This is a genomic window from Actinorugispora endophytica (genome assembly GCF_004363075.1).
Classification (GTDB): Bacteria; Actinomycetota; Actinomycetes; order Streptosporangiales; family Streptosporangiaceae; genus Actinorugispora; species Actinorugispora endophytica.
Genome location: NZ_SNYN01000001.1, coordinates 473,967 through 489,757, shown reverse-complemented (window position 1 = coordinate 489,757; position 15,791 = coordinate 473,967). Strand labels below are relative to the sequence as shown.

Genomic DNA, 15,791 nt, shown 5'->3' with positions numbered 1-15,791 from the left:
CGGGGGCCTCGCGGGGGTCGGGCCAGGCCGTCAGACGCCCTGGGCCACGGCCTCGTCCGCGCCCTCGACCGAGGAGAGCGCGCGCTCGGCGGGACCGGTGTAGTCGGCGCTGGGGCGCACCAGGCGGCCGGTGCGCTTCTGCTCCAGGATGTGCGCCGACCAGCCCGCGGTGCGGGCGCTGGTGAACATCGAGGTGAACAGCGACGACGGGATCTCGGCGAAGTCCAGCACGACGGCGGCCCAGTACTCCACGTTGGTGGCGAGCACGCGGTCGGGCTTGCGGGCGTGCAGCTCGTCCAGGGCCGCCTTCTCCAGGGAGGCGGCGACCTCGTACCGGGGGGCGTTCAGCTCCTTGGCGGTACGGCGCAGGACGCGGGCCCGGGGGTCCTCCGCGCGGTAGACGCGGTGGCCGAAGCCCATGAGCCGCTCGCCCTTGTCGAGGGCCTGGGTGACGTACTTGCGCGCGTCGCCGATGCGCTCGGTCTCGTCCAGCATGTGCAGTACGCGGGCCGGGGCGCCGCCGTGCAGCGGACCCGACATGGCGCCGACCGCGCCCGAGAGCGCGGCGGCCACGTCGGCGCCGGTCGACGCGATGACGCGGGCGGTGAACGTCGAGGCGTTCATGCCGTGCTCGGCGGCGGACGTCCAGTAGGCGTCCACGGCCTTGACGTGGCGGGGATCCGGCTCGTCGCGGAGCTGGATCATGAACCGCTCGACGATGGTCGTGCCCTCTTCGACACGGCTCTGCGCGACCTTCGGCCGGTCGCCTCGGGCGGACTGGGCGATCACCGAGAGCGCTGCGGCGGTGGCGCGGGCGACGTTGTCGCGCGCCTCCGCGTCGTCGATGTCGAGCAGCGGCTTGAAGCCCCACAGCGGTGCGAGGGTCGCCAGCGCGCTCTGCACGTCGACACGGACGTCACCGGTCGAGACCGGCAGGGTGATCGGGTCCGCGAAGGGAAGTCCGGGGTTGAAGCTGTTGTCGACCAACAGCCCCCAAACACGCCCGAAGGTGACATGACCGACGAGATTCTCGATGTCGACGCCCCGATACCGAAGGGCACCGCCCTCCTTGTCCGGTTCGGCGATCTCGGTCTCGAACGCCACGACTCCTTCGAGCCCGGGTTTGAAGTCCGACATACCGGCTTCCTCCGTCTCCTCGGTCCTAGGAAGGGATGGATCCATTGAACCGTTTGGGGATTTTCCAATGACACGCGAGGTGTCGCTAATGGTCCTGCCGCCAGGTGGCGCCTACCCCACAGGTCATGTGAGGATGCACCACTGTGAACCATTGTGACCCTGCTGAGCTGCGTGAACCGTACGACGGTACGCCGTTGTGCCGTTCTGAGCTGTCCTCGCACCCTATGGAGCAGTTTCACACCTGGTTCACACAAGCCCACACATCGGGGCTGGCGGAGCCCAACGCGATGGTGCTGTCGACGATCGACCCCACCGGGGCGCCGCGCGCCAGGACGGTCCTCATGAAGGGGTACGACCACGCTGGCCTGCGATTCTTCACCAACTACCGGTCGCGCAAGGGACGCTCGCTCGAAGATGACCCGCGCGCCTGCGTGGTGTTTCCGTGGCACGCGATCCGGCGTCAAGTCATGATTTCCGGAAGTGTCGAACGTCTCACGGACCGGGAGAACGACGAGTATTTCGCACGGCGCCCCCGCGGTTCGCAGCTCGGCGCGTGGGCGAGCGAGCGCCAGTCCGCCCCGGTCGCGGACCGCGCCGGGCTCGACGGCCTGTACGCGCGGTTCGCGGAGGTGTGGCCGCCCGGCGTCGAGATCCCCCGGCCCGCCTACTGGGGCGGGTTCCGTCTCGTGCCGCGGGAGGTGGAGTTCTGGCAGGGGCGGAGCGACCGGATGCACGACCGCTTCCGGTACCTGCTGGCCGCCGGGGCGGCCTCCGACGGCGATTGGGTGATCGACCGGCTCTCCCCGTGAGGCGCTCCCCTCGGACGAGGGGTGCGGAACGGCGGGAATCGGAGGCCGCTCCAAAGAGTGTCGTGAATCACATTTCCCCGAAATGGGAGGTGTTCCGTCAGGCTATGATTGACCCCGAACGGTGGCCGTTTCCGCGGCCGGGAACGCGCTTTCAGATCGGATCGGCGGGCTGACCCCACTCCGGACCGCCCGAGAGCGCGGTCACCGGAACACCCGCGCGCCGGCCCGTGTTGAGACGAACACCGTTATCCGCTCTCAACGGGCCCAAGACGGGAGAGGGAGCTTTGACCGCACACGGACTCATCGACACCACGGAGATGTACCTCCGTACGATCTTCGAGCTCGAAGAAGAGGGCATCGTGCCGCTTCGGGCCCGCATCGCCGAACGCCTCCAGCAGAGCGGGCCCACCGTCAGCCAGACCGTGGCGCGCATGGAGCGCGACGGCCTGCTCCGCGTGGAGAACGACCGGCACCTGGTCATGACGGCCGAGGGCCGCCGCCTGGCCACGCACGTCATGCGCAAGCACCGGCTGGCCGAGCGGCTACTGGTCGACATCATCGGGCTGCCCTGGGAGGACGTCCACGTCGAGGCGTGCCGCTGGGAGCACGTGATCTCCGAGGCCGTCGAGGAGCGCCTGGTCGGACTGCTCAAGGCGCCGTGGACCTGTCCGCACGGCAACCCGGTCCCCGGCCTGGACGAGCTGGGCCTGGTGGACTATTCGCCGGAGCCGTTCGCCGACGGCTCCATCGTCCCGATGATCGAGGTGGCGTCCGGCAGCCCGGTCGTGGTGACGGTCCGCCGCATCAGCGAGCAGGTGCAGAGCGACACCGAGGTCATGCTCGCCCTCAAGCGCGCCGGGGTGCAGCCCGAAGAGGAAGTGACGCTCGTCGCGAGCGACGAGGGTGTGCGAGTGATTGGTGGTACCCGCGAGGATGGCGAGCCGACCGAACTACCGCGGCAGATCGCCACTCACATTTTCGTCGCCAGGCCCTAGCGCGTGTCTTCCGGGCCGTGCGGACGGTCCGCGAGATGTCACGTTGCTCTGCGGATACATCGGGGCTGTTGCTACTCTCGCCACATGGCGTGGGCCGGTAGACATGAAAGCGCGTACGCTCGTCTGGCGGAGGACGGAGCGGGTCGCGTCGGTCATCATGAGTACGGTCCGTGACGGCGAGGTGGCTGCGTAATGAAGCGGTGGGGGGAAGCCTTCTACGACGACAACGCGTTGGCCGGGGCGGAGGTCCTGGAGCAGGCGCAGGTCGCCGTGTTGGTGACGGACCGCTTCGGCAACCTGCGGTACTGGAACGCCCACGCCGGTGAGCTCTTCGGTTTCGTCGGAGGGCGCGACTACCTCGGCGTCCCCCTGGTGGACATCGGCATCCACGAGTCCGACCACGAGCACGTCGCCCAACTCATCCGCCGGGTGCTCCGGGGCGACACCTGGGAGGGCACCTTCGCGGTCCTGCGCGGCGACTCCACCTGGGTGCACGTGCGCGTCAGCGCGGTCCCGACGAAGCGGTCCCCGGACGCCGTGGACGGCGTGGCGGTCTTCGCCAACGAGGCGCTGCGCAGCGGCCGGGTCGAGGAGCAGTACGGCCTCCTGGACCGGATCGGCCGCCGCCTCGCCAGTTCGCTGGAGTTCGGGACCACGATGAAGGCCGTCGCCGAGACCCTGGTCCCCCAGTTCGCCGACCACTGCTTCATCGACCTCTACGACCACGACCACCTGGTGCGCCGCGTCTCGGTGCACGCCGAGGGCTGGAGCCCCCCGCCGGGCAGCTGGACGGAGGTCGGCGAGGAGGTCCGCTACTCCGAGCAGCACTTCGTCCACAAGGCCATCCGGCGCATGGAGACGGTGATCGCGGGCGACTACTCGCACCTCAACAAGGTCGCGCCGAACGGGCGTTCGGCGAAGGTGTCCGAGCAGGTGGGGGTGACGTCGGTCATCGCGGCGCCGCTGCGCGCCCGCGGCGAGGTCCTGGGCGTGCTCACGCTCGCCCTCTCCAGCCTCTCGGCCCGGAACAAGACCGACTACGACAGCTTCGACCGCGACCTCATCGGCGCCATCGCCTCCCGGGTCGCGCTGTCCATCGACAACGCCCGGCTGTTCGAGGAGGAGCGGGACACCGCGCTGGCGTTCCAGAACAGCCTGCTGCCCCGGGACTTCCCGGAGTTCGACGGGTTGTCGATCGCGCACGACTACGCTCCCGCCAAGCCGCTGGAGGCGCACGGCCACGGCGTCCAGACCCAGGTCGGCGGAGACTTCTACGACGTGATCCCGCTGTCCGCCGGACGGGTCGGGATCGTCATCGGCGACGTCGAGGGACGCGGGCCGCACGCGGCCGCCGTCATGAGCCAGCTCCGCGCGGCCCTGCGGGCCTTCGCCCAGGCCGACCGCGAGCCCGACGAGATCCTGCGCGAACTCGACGAGTGGGTGCGCAGACTCGGCCAGCCCGACGGCGAGGGCGGGACCTGGGTACCCAGTGTGAGCTGCCTCTACATGGCCTACGACGCCTGGTCCCGGGAGCTGACCTACGCCAACGCGGGGCACCAGCCCCCGCTGCTGATCTGCGGCGGGGAGGTCACGGACCTGGAGCTGGAGTTCCGGGACAAGCTGCTGGGCGTCAAGCCCAAGGGCGTGCCGGGGGACTCGGTCTACCGGCAGTCCACGCTCACGCTCCCGCCGGGCGCCACCCTGCTGCTGTACACCGACGGCCTGGTCGCGCGCCGGCCGCTCGGCGGTTCGATCGACGTGGACGGCGCCCTGAGGCTGCTGCACAAGCGGGTCCGCGAGGTCGCGGACAAGGACGTCGACCAGATCGCGATGGTCGCGCAGAACGCGGTCCCGGGCGAGATGGAGGACGACACGGCCCTGCTGGTCGTCCGGTCGCACCCCGATGAGCTGGGGCTGGAGCAGAGCTGGTTCCCCGCCGAGGCCCCCACCGTGGGCGAGGCGCGGCATCTGGCGGCCGACACCTTCAAGGACTGGGGCATGGACCGCGACCAGGCGGAGCTGGCCTGCCTGCTGGTCTCGGAGATCGTCACCAACGTCGTCATCCACGCCACCCCGCACCCGGTGAGCCGCGAGTTCACCGAGGAGGGCGTGAAGGACTCCGACGTCCAGCCCGCCCTGGAGGGCTTCGACGAGTTCGACGAGGACTGGTCGGACCTGCTGGAGGAGGCTGCCGAGGGCGAGCCGGAGGCCGTCAGCAGCCGGGAGTTCCTGCTCCGGCTGCGCCGCGGGGCCTCCTCCGTCTGGGTCGAGGTCTTCGACAACGACCTGCGCCTGCCCCGCATCCGCACCGCGGGCGCCGACGACGAGGGGGGCCGCGGCCTCTACCTCGTCGACCAGCTGGCCTCCCGCTGGGGGTCGCGCCCGACCCCCGAGGGCAAGGCGGTGTGGTTCGAGATCTCCATGCGGCCGGAGGAGTAGGGCGCTTCCGCCGGACCGCCGCGGTCCTACGGGCTCCCCTCGGTGAACGGCCTGGGGCCGGGCTCGTCGCGCACCTCGACGTAGGGCTCCTCCGAGATCGGCTGCCCCCCGGCCATGGCGCGGCTCCGCTCGATCTCCGCGTTGTACTCGGCGCCCAGGAGGATCGCGATGTTGGAGATCCACAGCCACACCAGGAAGATGACGACGGTCGCCAGGCTTCCGTAGGTCCTGCTGTACGAGCCGAAGTTCGCGACGTAGAAGGCGAACGCCGCGGACGCCGCCACCCAGATGAGGACGGCCAGCAGGCTGCCCGGGCTCACCCAGCGGAAGGGGCGTCTGGCGTTGGGGGCGGCCCAGTACAGCAGCGAGATGATGAAGCTCACCAGGACCAGCAGCACCGGCCACTTGGCGACGCGCCACACGGTGACCGCCACCGGGCCCAGGCCCAGCAGTTCTCCGGCGCGTTCGGCCAGCCCGCCCGAGAAGACCACGATCAGCGCGCTGATGGTCAGCAGCACGAGCATGAGCAGGGTGACGCCGACCCGGATGGGCAGCGTCTTCCAGAACGGGCGCCCCTCGCGGACGTCGTAGACCACGTTGGAGGCCCGCATGAAGCCGGCGATGTAGGCGGACGCCGACCACAGCGCGACGGCGAGGCTGAGCAGACCGAACAGCCCGGCAGCGGCCTGGTTCTGCTGCAGGGTCTGCAGGGCGGTGTTCACGATGGTCGTGGTCTCGGCGGGGGCGACGGCGCTCAGCTCGCCGACGATGGCGTCGGTGGCCGACTGCCCGGCCAGGCCCAGCAGTGAGACGAGCACCAGCAGGGCGGGGAAGAGGGACAGCACGGAGTAGTAGGTCAACCCGGCGGCCAGGTCGGTCAGGTTGTCCTCCTTGAACTCCACGACGGTCCGCTTGAGCGACGCCCACCACGACGTCGCCGGGAGCTCGCTCAGGGAGTCGGGCTCGGCGTAGCCGCCGCCGGGGTGGTCCCCCGAGTCGGAGGCGCGGTCGGCGCCTCGGGGGGGCCCTCCCGAAGGCAGGTCCTCGGAGTGCCTCCCCCTCTGCGGTGGGAGGTCGATGGAGCGGTCGTCGCCGACGGTCGCCCGCCCGGATCGCCGACCGTGTTCGGATGTGCTCACGGAACTCCCCCTTCTCCTCGCCTCTAGAGCCCGCACCTGCCCCGGGAGGAGCGGACGAACCGTGGATCGAGGGGGGAGTTCCAGGTCAGGAGGTCAGGTAGTGGTCTGGTACGCCCACAGCAGCAGGACCAGGACGACGAAGAACAGGACGAGTCCGCTGGTGGTCCACGGGATCTGCACGCGCTTGCGAAGCCAGCGGATTCCGAGGATCACGAAGAGGACCAGCAGTCCGAGTACGATCGCGCCGTCGAACGCGCCGCTCATGGTGTTGTGCCTTTCGCCGGGGCCCGTAGGGGGTGTGGCGCTTCACAGGCCCAGCGAACGGCCCACGATCTCCTTCATGATCTCGGTGGTGCCACCGAAGATCGACTGGATGCGGGCGTCCTGCCAGGCCTTCGCCACGGGGTACTCCATCATGTACCCATACCCGCCGTGGAGCTGGAGGCAACGGTCCATCACCTTGTTGCAGAGCTCACTCGTCCACCACTTCGCCTTGGCGGCGTCCGCGGCGTCGAGCCCGCCGCGATTGTGCAGGGTGATGGCGCGGTCCACGTAGACGCGGGCCAGTTCGACCTCGGTGGCGAGTTCGGCGAGCACGAAACGGGTGTTCTGGAACGCGCCGATGGGGCGTCCGAAAGCCGTCCGCTCCTTGCAGTACGCGATGGTCTGGGCGAGGGTGCGCTCGGCGGAGGCGGTGGCCGACACCGCGATGGCCAGCCGCTCCTGGGGCAGGTTGCGCATCAGGTGGAGGAAGCCCCCGCCCTCCCGGCCGATCAGGTTGGCCGCGGGGACCCGGACGTCGGTGAAGGACAGCTCCGCGGTGTCCTGCGCCTTGAGGCCGGCCTTGTCGAGGTTGCGGCCGCGCTCGAAGCCGGGCATGCCGCGTTCGGCCACCAGCAGCGAGATCCCGTGCGCCCCCGCGTCGGGGTCGGTGCGGGCCACCACGATCACCAGGTCGGCGTTGACACCGTTGGTGACGAACGTCTTCTGCCCGTTGAGGACGTAGTCACCGCCGTCGCGGACGGCCGTGGCCCGGATGCCCTGGAGGTCGCTGCCCGCGCCCGGTTCGGTCATGGCGATGGCGCCGATCAGCTCGCCCCGGGAGAAGCCGGGGAGCCAGCGGCGCTTCTGCTCGTCGTCGGTCAGCCCGACGAGGTAGGGGGCGACGACGTCGTTCTGGAGGGTGAAGCCGAGCCCCGACGCGGCGGCGGCGCAGATCTCCTCGCCGACGACGGCGTTGAAGCGGTAGTCGGCGACCCCGGAGCCGCCGAACTCCTCGGGCACCCCGAGTCCCAGGACGCCGACCTCCCCGGCCCTGAGCCACACGTCGCGGGGGACGATCCCGTCCTTCTCCCACTGGCCGTGGAACGGCGTCACCTCGCGCTCGAGGAACTCCGCCACCGAGTCGCGGAACAGGTCGTGCTCGGCCTCGAACAGCTCCCTCTGCATAGGACTGACCCCTCGGCGTCGCGGTGCGGGCGGTCTCCGGAACGGAGCCGTGTGCTGTGGATCACAGTAACCGAATTGAGTTCGGTTTTGCAGAGGGCGCTGGTGTCAATACCGGCGGCGCGCGACGAGCGCGGTGCCCCAGGCGGTTGCGGCGGCCAGGGCGAGGGCCCCGGCCAGCGCCGCCGCCTGGACGGGCGTCGCCTCGGGGCCGCCGGTCACCGAGGTGATCGCCGCGTTGGCGGGCGAGCCCGCGACCAGCAGGGCCGTCACCGTCAGCAGTCCGGTGGCGGGAACCGCGTAGGCCGGGCGGCGCTCCAGCAGGGTCGTGCACAGCGCCCCGACCGCCACCCCGACCAGGACGCACGCCGCCCCGGTCGCGCAGCCCACCGCCAGCGCCCCCGCCCAGTCCGCGGCGCCGCGCAGAGCGGGATCGGTCCTTCCGGTGAACGCGGCGGCGACCCCGATGCCCAGCAGGGCCGGCGCGGCACCGGCCAGCAGCGCCGCCGCCACCCCCGACAGGTGCGTCCGGACCGGGCCGCGCGCGGCGGCCGCGCAGGCCCGCGCCGCGTCGGGTTCGGCGAGCAGGCAGACGCGGGCCAGCCACGCGGCGGCGGGGAGCAGCGCGGCGGAGTTGTAGGCGAGGGCCTCGGTCAGCGGCTGTCCCGGCATGCTGCCGATCGCCACGACGACCGCCCACAGCAGGAGCGGGGGCACCCACCGGTAGGAGCGCAGGACCAGGTCGAGGCGGTAGCCGATGAGGGCGGTCACGCGGACTCCCCGGGGTCGGTGGCGCCGCGCACGGCGCGCACGTGCGGGGCGGAGGGCAGGTCGAGGAGGGCGCGCAGCAGCGCGTCGGAGTGGTGTTCGGAGACGGTCAACCGGGTGCGGCCGGAGGTGGCGGGCGTCACCTCGGGGGAGCCGGGCAGGGCGGGGAGCGGTTCCGGGCCGAGCCCGTCGACCTCGATGAGCACGCGCGCGCCGGGAGGGGGCGCGGGGGCGGTCCCGACGGGCCGCAGCCCCGTCCCGGTGACGGCGTAGGCGGCGTCGACGCGGCCGGCGAGCCGCCGCGGGTCGTGGTCCACGAAGACCGCCCGTCCGCCCGCCGCGACCCTGTCCAGCACCGCCGCGTCCAGCACGGCCCGGGACCCCGCGTCCAGCCCGGTCCACGCCTCGTCCAGCACCAGCAGACCCGGTTCGGCCATCAGGGCCTGGGCGACCGCGACCTTCTGCGAGGTGCCCTTGGACAGCTGCCGCAGCGGGGAGCGCGCGTGGTCGCCGAGCCCGAGCCGCTCGGTCCAGTGGTCGGCCCGGCGTGCCGCCTCGGCGGCGCCGAGGCCGTGCACCCGTCCCAGGTGCCGCAGGTAGCGGGCGGCGTCGAAGGGCAGCGCGGGCGGGAACCGCTCGGGCACGTACGCGGTGCGCGGCCGGTTCCGGACACTCCCGGCGGTGGGCGCGCTGACCCCCGCGAGCAGGCGCAGCAGGGTGGACTTGCCTCCGCCGTTCCCGCCCGAGATCCGGACCAGCGAGGACTCGGGGAGGTGGAGGTCGATGTCGCGGAGAACCCACGGCGCGCGCGGGTGGTACCGCTTGCCGACCCGTTCTAGCAGCATGGCGGAATTATCCCCGGGCGGGAGGTGAAGTGCCGGTAAGCGGGGAGGCGCGCGGGCGGGCCCGGCTCTTGCCATTCCAACAGAACCGAATATCGTTCGGTTGGATAGTCCGAACCGTCGGGAACGACGTCCTCCAGGAGGAACCGTGGCTGAGGCATACATCGTCGGGGCCGTCCGCACACCGGTCGGGACCAGGAAGGGCGCGCTCGCCGCGGTGCACCCGGCCGACCTGGGGGCGCACGTCCTCAAGGAGCTCGTCCGGCGCACCGGGGTGGACGCGGCCGCGGTCGAGGACGTGATCATGGGCTGCGTCAGCCAGGTCGGACCGCAGGCGCTGGACCTGGCCCGCACCGCGTGGCTGTCGGCGGGGCTGCCCGAGACCACGGCGGGCGTCACCATCGACCGCCAGTGCGGCTCCTCCCAACAGGCCGTGCACTTCGCCGCGCAGGGCGTCATGTCCGGGACTCAGGACCTCGTGGTGGCCGCCGGTGTGGAGAACATGGGCATGGTGCCGATGGGCGCCAACGCCCGGTTCGCCGTCGACAACGACATCCCGGTCTACGGCGAGGGCTGGACCGAGCGGTACGGCGCGCAGGAGATCTCGCAGTTCCGCGGCGCGCAGCTGATGTGCGAGAAGTGGGGGTACAAGCGCGCCGACCTGGAGGAGTACGCGCTGGAGAGCCACCGCCGGGCGGCCGAGGCGCGTGACGGGGGGCGCTTCGACAAGGAGATCGCGCCGCTGGCCGGGGTCGCCCGGGACGAGGGCGTGCGTCCCGACACCAGCCTGGAGAAGATGGCCGGACTCAGGCCCCTGCGCGAGGGGTGGGCGATCACCGCGGCCGTGGCCAGCCAGATCTCGGTCGGCGCGAGCGCGCTCCTGATCGCCTCCGAGCGGGCCGTCGCCGGGCACGGCCTCACCCCGCTGGCCCGGATCGTGCAGCTCTCCCTGGTCGGGGACGACCCGGTGTACATGCTCACCGCGCCGATCCCGGCCACCCGGATCGCGCTGGAGAAGTCCGGGCTCGGCATCGACGACATCGACGTCACCGAGATCAACGAGGCGTTCGCCCCCGTCCCGCTGGCCTGGATCGAGGAGACCGGGGCGGACCCGGCCAGGGTCAACCCCAACGGCGGCGCCATCGCCCTGGGCCACCCGCTGGGCGCCACCGGTGCCGTCCTGATGACCAAGCTGGTCCACGAACTGCACCGCACGGGAGGCCGCTACGGCCTGCAGACCATGTGCGAGGGCGGCGGCCAGGCCAACGTCACCGTCATCGAGCGGGTCTAGGGAGGCTTCGGCGCGGGGGGTTCGGGCCCTGTCGGGTCGAGGTCCGCTCGGGGCCTGGTTACAGCGGGCAGTGATGGCGGGTGCGGATCGAGGTCGCGTCCATCATGTCCGGTGTGTGGGGATTTTGTTGACGGTCTTGGGCTTTCTGCCCGTTTCGGGGCCTGGAAGGGCGGAAAGCCCGTGATCATTCCGGGTGGGGGCGGGGCCGGCCTTCGGACCGCCGCGTCACGGACATCCGGTGGGGACGCGCGGGCCTCCGGCCCCGCACCCGCCGTCACCCCGCGATCCGCACGGCGTGAGGTCGAAAGACCCACCCGAAACACCGGCACGCGAATCACCCCCGCACCGGAGACCCCCTGGTGTCCCGCGCCCTCCCTCTCCCGGTGACCGTGACGTCTCCGGGGTCTCGGAAGCGGTTGAGACCCCGGAGACGTCACGGTCACCGGGAGGGAAGGGGCAGGCGTCAGCACCTGGTGGAGCCGGACCCCTTCGAGCGCCAGACGCAGCTGTCGACCACGGAGCCGCCGGGGCTGCGCAGGGTCGCGGTGTCCCCGTCGTTGTTCCAGACGTACCGCTTGTACCCCCAGTACCGGCTCGTGGAGCCCGCCGACCCCGTCCCGGTGTACACCGTCACCGACTTCCCCGCGGCGAGCGAGTAGCTGCCGAAGGTGTAGGCGTAGTTCCACTTGCGGCCCTTGGACCGGTTCGCGGCCGAGGGCGCGTCGTGCAGGACGTAGCCCCTGAGGTTGACGGTCCTGTTGGTGGTGTTCCGGATGGTCACGTACTCGCCGTTGACCGACTTGTTGGATCCGGTGTCGGTGCCCGGGCTGTCGTAGCGGGCGTAGGTGAACTGGAGCGCCGGGGCGGCCTCGGCGGGGGCCGCAAGGCAGAGCGCGGCGGTGAGGGCCGCCACGAGGGCGGCGGCCAGGGTGCGTGCACGCATCTTCGGGGGACTTTCTGTCAGGGGGCCGTGGAACCGGCCCCTCAACCGGATCCTAGGGGCCCGGGTCCTCCGGGCAGGGCCGGAACGCCTGTTCGGAGCGGGGAACGGGTGGCCTCAAGCGGCCTCGGCGATCCCCAGGCGAGGGGATGCGCCGTGGCGGCCGGTGTGCCTCCGAGGAACCCGGGACTATGGGGGTTCCGGCGCGGGGGTGATTCGGGCACCGGTGCTTCGGGGGTCTTTCGGCCTCACGCCACGCGGATCGCGGGGTCACAACGGGCGGCGACGGCGGGTGCGGGTCGGGGCCGCGCCCGTGATGTCCGTTGCGTGAGGGTTTCGTTGACGGTCTTGGGCTTTCTGCCCTTCCCGGCCCCGAAACGGGCAGAAAGCCCACGACCGTCAACAAAACCACCGGTGCCCGAATTCACCCCCGCGCCGGAGGTTCCCTACTCCGGGATCCGCACGCCGTGTTCCAGGCCGAGCCACTCCGCCATCAGGGCGAGTTCCGCGGCCAGTTCCGGCGCGGTCTCGGGCGGCGCGTCCGGTTCGACCGTGGTGCGTCGGACCAGCAGCACGCCCGCCGCGCGGTCGGCCTTCAGGTCGACCCGGGCCACCAGGCGGTCGCCCAGCAGGAACGGCAGCACGTAGTAGCCGTGGACGCGCTTGGGCGCGGGGACGTAGATCTCCAGGCGGTAGCGGAAGCCGAACAGCTCCTCGGTGCGGGTGCGCTCCCAGACCAGCGAGTCGAACGGGCTGAGCAGGGCGCGGGCGGCCACCGCGCGGGGGAACCGGGCGTCGCGGTGCAGGAACGCGGGCTGGTTCCAGCCCTCGACGCGCACCGGTACCAGCTCGCCGGAGTCCACCAGGTCGGCGATCGCCGCGCGGGCCTGGCCCGCGTCGAGGCGGAAGTAGTCGCGCAGGCACTTCTGGGTGGCCACGCCGTGCGCGCGGGCCGCGATGGCCACCAGTTCCCGGCGGGCGTCGGCGGGGTCGGGGTCGGGGGCCTCGTGCACGGCCGCCGGGAGCACCCGGGAGGGCAGGTCGTAGCGGCGCTCGAACTGCTGGGTGCGTCCGTCGGTGGTGACCTCGCCGCACCAGAACAGGTACTCCAGCGCGGACTTCACCAGCGACCAGTTCCAGCCCCACTGGTCCTTGGTCCGGGGCGCGTCGTGTTCGAGCGCGGCCTCGACCCGGCGCGCGGTGGCCGGGCCGATCCGGTCCACCTCGGCGAGCACCGCCTTCACCAGGTCCGGGTGTTCGGCGGCGATCCGCCGCATGCCGCCCCACGCCTCGTCGCGGGCGCGCGCCATCCGCCAGCGCAGCAGCCGGTGCGTCCCGGGAGGGACGAGACTCGCCTCGTGCGCCCAGTACTCCACGAGGTGGCGGCTGCGCGCGGTGCCCGCGCGGTCCAGGAGCGTCCGGTCGTAGGGGCCCAGCCGCGAGTACACCGGCAGGTACTGGCTGCGCGAGAGCACGTTCACGCTGTCGATCTGGATGACGCCGACCCGGTCGACCACCCGCCGCAGGTGCCGCATGGTCGCCGGGGCGGAGGGCCGCCGGTCGGTGAACCCCTGGGCTCCCAGTGCCACCCGGCGGGCCTGCGGGCGGGAGAGGACGGCGTCGCGCCGGGGGTGGGGCAGCGGTGTTGATTCGTACACGAGTACTAACGTAACGGCGTGCGGAGGCGGGCGCCAAGTGGTCAGTGCCGGTGGCCCCAGGGCCACTCCCACCATTCGGGGGAGTCGTCGTCCTCCTGCTGGTCGTCCTCCTCTTCCTCGCCTCCGCTGCCGTTCCCGTCCTCGCCCCTCTCGGGGGAGGGCGCCGGGGACGAGGAGTCCTCGGGGGAGGGCGCCGGGGCGGGGCTCTCGGCCTCGGGCCGAGGCCGAGGGGCCTCGGTCTCCCGGACCTCCTCGGTCGTGACCTCCGCGGCGCCCGAGGCGGCGGCCTCGGCGGAGGGCGGCGGGGACGGCGGTGAGGGCGTCGAGGACGGGGTGGCCTCGACCGGGGAGGGGGAGGCCGAGGGGACGGCGGGCGGCACGAGGGACGCCGCCTCCTGCGGGTCGTGCCCTTCCACCGGCTGGACGAGGAGGGCGAGGGCCACGGCGCAGCCGACGGCGAGTGCGGACGCGACCGTCAGCGACCACCGGACCAGGTCCGGCGCGCGCGAGGGGGACGCTTTCTGCCGCAACCGGTGGCGGGGGCCGGAGTCCGGGGAAACGGGAGCATCGGGCTCCAGGCTCATGGGGGGACGCCTCCTCAAGGGACGGCTGGGAGTGCCGGGATGCCGGCGAAGGGGGGTTCCCGTCGAAGGCTATTGAGTCTTCCGCCGGTTGGACAAGTCCGGGGCCCGGAAGCCGGACGGGATCAGCCCGCCGACCAGCCGGAGGTCAGGATCCGCCCGGAGCCGTTGCAGGGTTCGCAGTCACGGGGGACCAGCATCTCGGCGTGGTCGTCGTCGGCGGACACGTACCCGTAGACCCGGACCCGGTAGCCGCTGCCGTGGCAGTCCTGGCAGACGATCGCGATGTCCATGCCCCCAATCTATCCGCCCCGTCCCTCCGCTCCCGGGCAGGCCGGACCCGCCCGGGTCAGTGCCGGGCCGGGAAGCGCACGGTGACGGTGGCGCCCTCGCCGGGCCGGGAGTCGATGGCGACCGCGCCGCCGTGGGCGGCGGCGATGGCCTGCACGATGGACAGCCCGAGGCCGCTGCCCGCGCCCGGGGAGCGGGTGCCCCGGTAGAAGCGGTCGAAGGCGCGGGCCGCGTCGTCGGGGGGCATCCCCGGACCCGCGTCGATCACCTCCAGGACGGCCTCCTCGTCGGCGTGCGCGCGCAGCCGGATCGTCACCGGTGTGTCCGCGGGGGTGTGCTCGCGGACGTTGGCCAGCAGGTTCGCGAGGATCTGGCGGAACCGCGTCTCGTCGACCTCCCAGAAGAGCCGGTCGGGCACGTCCAGCGTGACGCTCCGGTCCGGTTCCAGCGCGGCGGCGTCCCCGGCCATGTCCCGGGCCAGCGTCGCCAGGTCGCAGGTGGCCAGTTCGAGCGACCCGGTGCGGTCCAGCCGGGCCAGCTCCAGCAGCTCCGCGACCAGCTGGGACATCCGGGTGGCCTCGCCCTCCACCCGGCCCATGGCCTCGGGCAGGTCCTCCGGCGGGATCGCGCCCTGCCGGTACAGCTCGGTGTAGCCGCGGATCGTGGTGAGCGGGGTCCGCAGCTCGTGGGAGGCGTCGGCGGCGAAGTCGCGGACCCGGCGCTCGGACTCGGCCTTGGCCCTGAAGGCGTTCTCCAGCCGCCCCAGCATCGTGTTGATCGCCATCCCGAGCCGTCCGACCTCGCTGTAGGGGTCGGCGTCGGGCATCCGGTCGGCCAGGTCCGAGCCGGTGCTGATCCGCCCGGCGGTGGTCGCCATCCGGTTCAGCGGGGCGAGCGCCCGCACGATCAGCCTTCCCCCGGCCAGGATCAGCGCGCCCAGGAGCAGGACCGCGGTGATCATCTGCACCGTCATCAGCTGGCGCGGGTAGTCCTGGCGCTCCTCGGTGGGCACCCCGCTGACCATGATCGCGTCGTGGCGGGCCCGGACGGTGACCATGTGCGGGGGCACCGTGCCGTTGGGGACGTCCACCTCGAAGATCTCCTGGGAGGAGGCGTGGGAGCGCAGCTCCTCCAGCGAGAGCCGGGCGATGCGGTTCAGCACCACGTCCTCGCGGAAGGTGTCGCCGTAGATCTGGTTGACCTCGCCCGTCTCGGGGTTGAGCAGGATCACGAAGTACGGCGACGGACTGGGCGCGTCGACGCCCACCGGCGGCGTCCCGTTGTCCAGCCGGACCATGGCCCGCTCGGTGGTGAGCAGCAGCTGGGCCTCGAGCCGCTCGTTGATGAAGGCGCGCAGGGTGAGGACGCTGACCAGCGAGCTCACCAGCAGGCCGACCCCCGTCACGATGAGCAGGCCGACCAGCAGGCGTGAGCGGAGCGTTCCCGGGGGCACCG

Annotated in this window: 16 protein-coding genes; 5 read left to right on the top strand and 11 right to left on the bottom strand. The window is 72.1% G+C overall.

Going from position 1 to position 15,791, the window contains the following annotated elements:
• Positions 1 to 30: 30 nt before the first annotated feature.
• A complete protein-coding gene (locus EV190_RS02250; RefSeq protein WP_243742333.1) occupies positions 31 to 1,086 on the bottom strand; it encodes a citrate synthase 2 in 1,056 nt (351 codons plus the stop codon).
• On the opposite strand from EV190_RS02250, the gene EV190_RS23845 reads away from it, so the two are divergent.
• From EV190_RS23845 to EV190_RS02235, 4 genes are all read left to right on the top strand, one after another.
• On the top strand, positions 1,015 to 1,185 hold the full coding sequence (locus EV190_RS23845; RefSeq protein ID WP_243742349.1) for a hypothetical protein: 171 nt from the start codon (positions 1,015 to 1,017) through the stop codon (positions 1,183 to 1,185). The genes EV190_RS02250 and EV190_RS23845 overlap by 72 nt on opposite strands.
• Before the next feature lie 95 nt (positions 1,186 to 1,280).
• Positions 1,281 to 1,946 carry a pyridoxamine 5'-phosphate oxidase gene (gene pdxH / locus EV190_RS02245; RefSeq protein WP_133739697.1) on the top strand — a complete coding sequence of 222 codons (666 nt, stop codon included), beginning with the start codon at positions 1,281 to 1,283 and terminating at the stop codon, positions 1,944 to 1,946.
• 284 nt (positions 1,947 to 2,230) lie between these two features.
• The gene (locus tag EV190_RS02240) at positions 2,231 to 2,941 is read left to right on the top strand and encodes a metal-dependent transcriptional regulator (RefSeq protein WP_133739696.1); all 711 of its coding nucleotides are present in this window, start codon (positions 2,231 to 2,233) and stop codon (positions 2,939 to 2,941) included.
• Between the two features lie 192 nt (positions 2,942 to 3,133).
• Positions 3,134 to 5,380 carry a SpoIIE family protein phosphatase gene (locus tag EV190_RS02235; RefSeq protein ID WP_133739695.1) on the top strand — a complete coding sequence of 749 codons (2,247 nt, stop codon included), beginning with the start codon at positions 3,134 to 3,136 and terminating at the stop codon, positions 5,378 to 5,380.
• A gap of 26 nt (positions 5,381 to 5,406) precedes the next feature.
• On the opposite strand, the gene EV190_RS02230 is transcribed toward EV190_RS02235, so the two are convergent.
• From EV190_RS02230 to EV190_RS02215, 5 genes are all read right to left on the bottom strand, one after another.
• Complete coding sequence (locus tag EV190_RS02230) at positions 5,407 to 6,333, bottom strand: YihY/virulence factor BrkB family protein (protein WP_243742331.1); 927 nt, start codon at positions 6,331 to 6,333, stop codon at positions 5,407 to 5,409.
• A gap of 279 nt (positions 6,334 to 6,612) precedes the next feature.
• On the bottom strand, positions 6,613 to 6,783 hold the full coding sequence (locus EV190_RS23230; protein ID WP_166655353.1) for a hypothetical protein: 171 nt from the start codon (positions 6,781 to 6,783) through the stop codon (positions 6,613 to 6,615).
• 42 nt (positions 6,784 to 6,825) lie between these two features.
• Positions 6,826 to 7,968 carry an acyl-CoA dehydrogenase family protein gene (locus EV190_RS02225; protein ID WP_133739694.1) on the bottom strand — a complete coding sequence of 381 codons (1,143 nt, stop codon included), beginning with the start codon at positions 7,966 to 7,968 and terminating at the stop codon, positions 6,826 to 6,828.
• Between the two features lie 105 nt (positions 7,969 to 8,073).
• Complete coding sequence (locus EV190_RS02220) at positions 8,074 to 8,736, bottom strand: ABC transporter (protein ID WP_133739693.1); 663 nt, start codon at positions 8,734 to 8,736, stop codon at positions 8,074 to 8,076.
• Entirely contained in the window at positions 8,733 to 9,578 is an 846-nt protein-coding gene (locus EV190_RS02215) for an ATP-binding cassette domain-containing protein (protein WP_133739692.1), read from the bottom strand. Before EV190_RS02215 ends, EV190_RS02220 begins: the two co-directional genes overlap by 4 nt.
• 145 nt (positions 9,579 to 9,723) lie before the next feature.
• Between EV190_RS02215 and EV190_RS02210 the strand changes: the two genes are divergently transcribed.
• Positions 9,724 to 10,866 (top strand): acetyl-CoA C-acetyltransferase, encoded by a 1,143-nt coding sequence (locus EV190_RS02210; protein WP_133739691.1) that lies wholly within the window; start codon positions 9,724 to 9,726, stop codon positions 10,864 to 10,866.
• A gap of 463 nt (positions 10,867 to 11,329) precedes the next feature.
• On the opposite strand, the gene EV190_RS02205 is transcribed toward EV190_RS02210, so the two are convergent.
• From EV190_RS02205 to EV190_RS02190, 5 genes are all read right to left on the bottom strand, one after another.
• Entirely contained in the window at positions 11,330 to 11,809 is a 480-nt protein-coding gene (locus EV190_RS02205) for a lamin tail domain-containing protein (RefSeq protein ID WP_133739690.1), read from the bottom strand.
• A gap of 443 nt (positions 11,810 to 12,252) precedes the next feature.
• A complete protein-coding gene (locus EV190_RS02200) occupies positions 12,253 to 13,464 on the bottom strand; it encodes a winged helix-turn-helix domain-containing protein (protein ID WP_133739689.1) in 1,212 nt (403 codons plus the stop codon).
• Positions 13,465 to 13,505: 41 nt separating this feature from the next.
• The gene (locus EV190_RS02195) at positions 13,506 to 14,048 is read right to left on the bottom strand and encodes a hypothetical protein (RefSeq protein WP_133739688.1); all 543 of its coding nucleotides are present in this window, start codon (positions 14,046 to 14,048) and stop codon (positions 13,506 to 13,508) included.
• Between the two features lie 122 nt (positions 14,049 to 14,170).
• Positions 14,171 to 14,338, bottom strand: a complete 168-nt coding sequence (locus tag EV190_RS23225) for a hypothetical protein (protein ID WP_166655352.1) — start codon at positions 14,336 to 14,338, stop codon at positions 14,171 to 14,173.
• 56 nt (positions 14,339 to 14,394) lie between these two features.
• A complete protein-coding gene (locus tag EV190_RS02190) occupies positions 14,395 to 15,789 on the bottom strand; it encodes a sensor histidine kinase (RefSeq protein ID WP_133739687.1) in 1,395 nt (464 codons plus the stop codon).
• Positions 15,790 to 15,791: the final 2 nt, after the last annotated feature.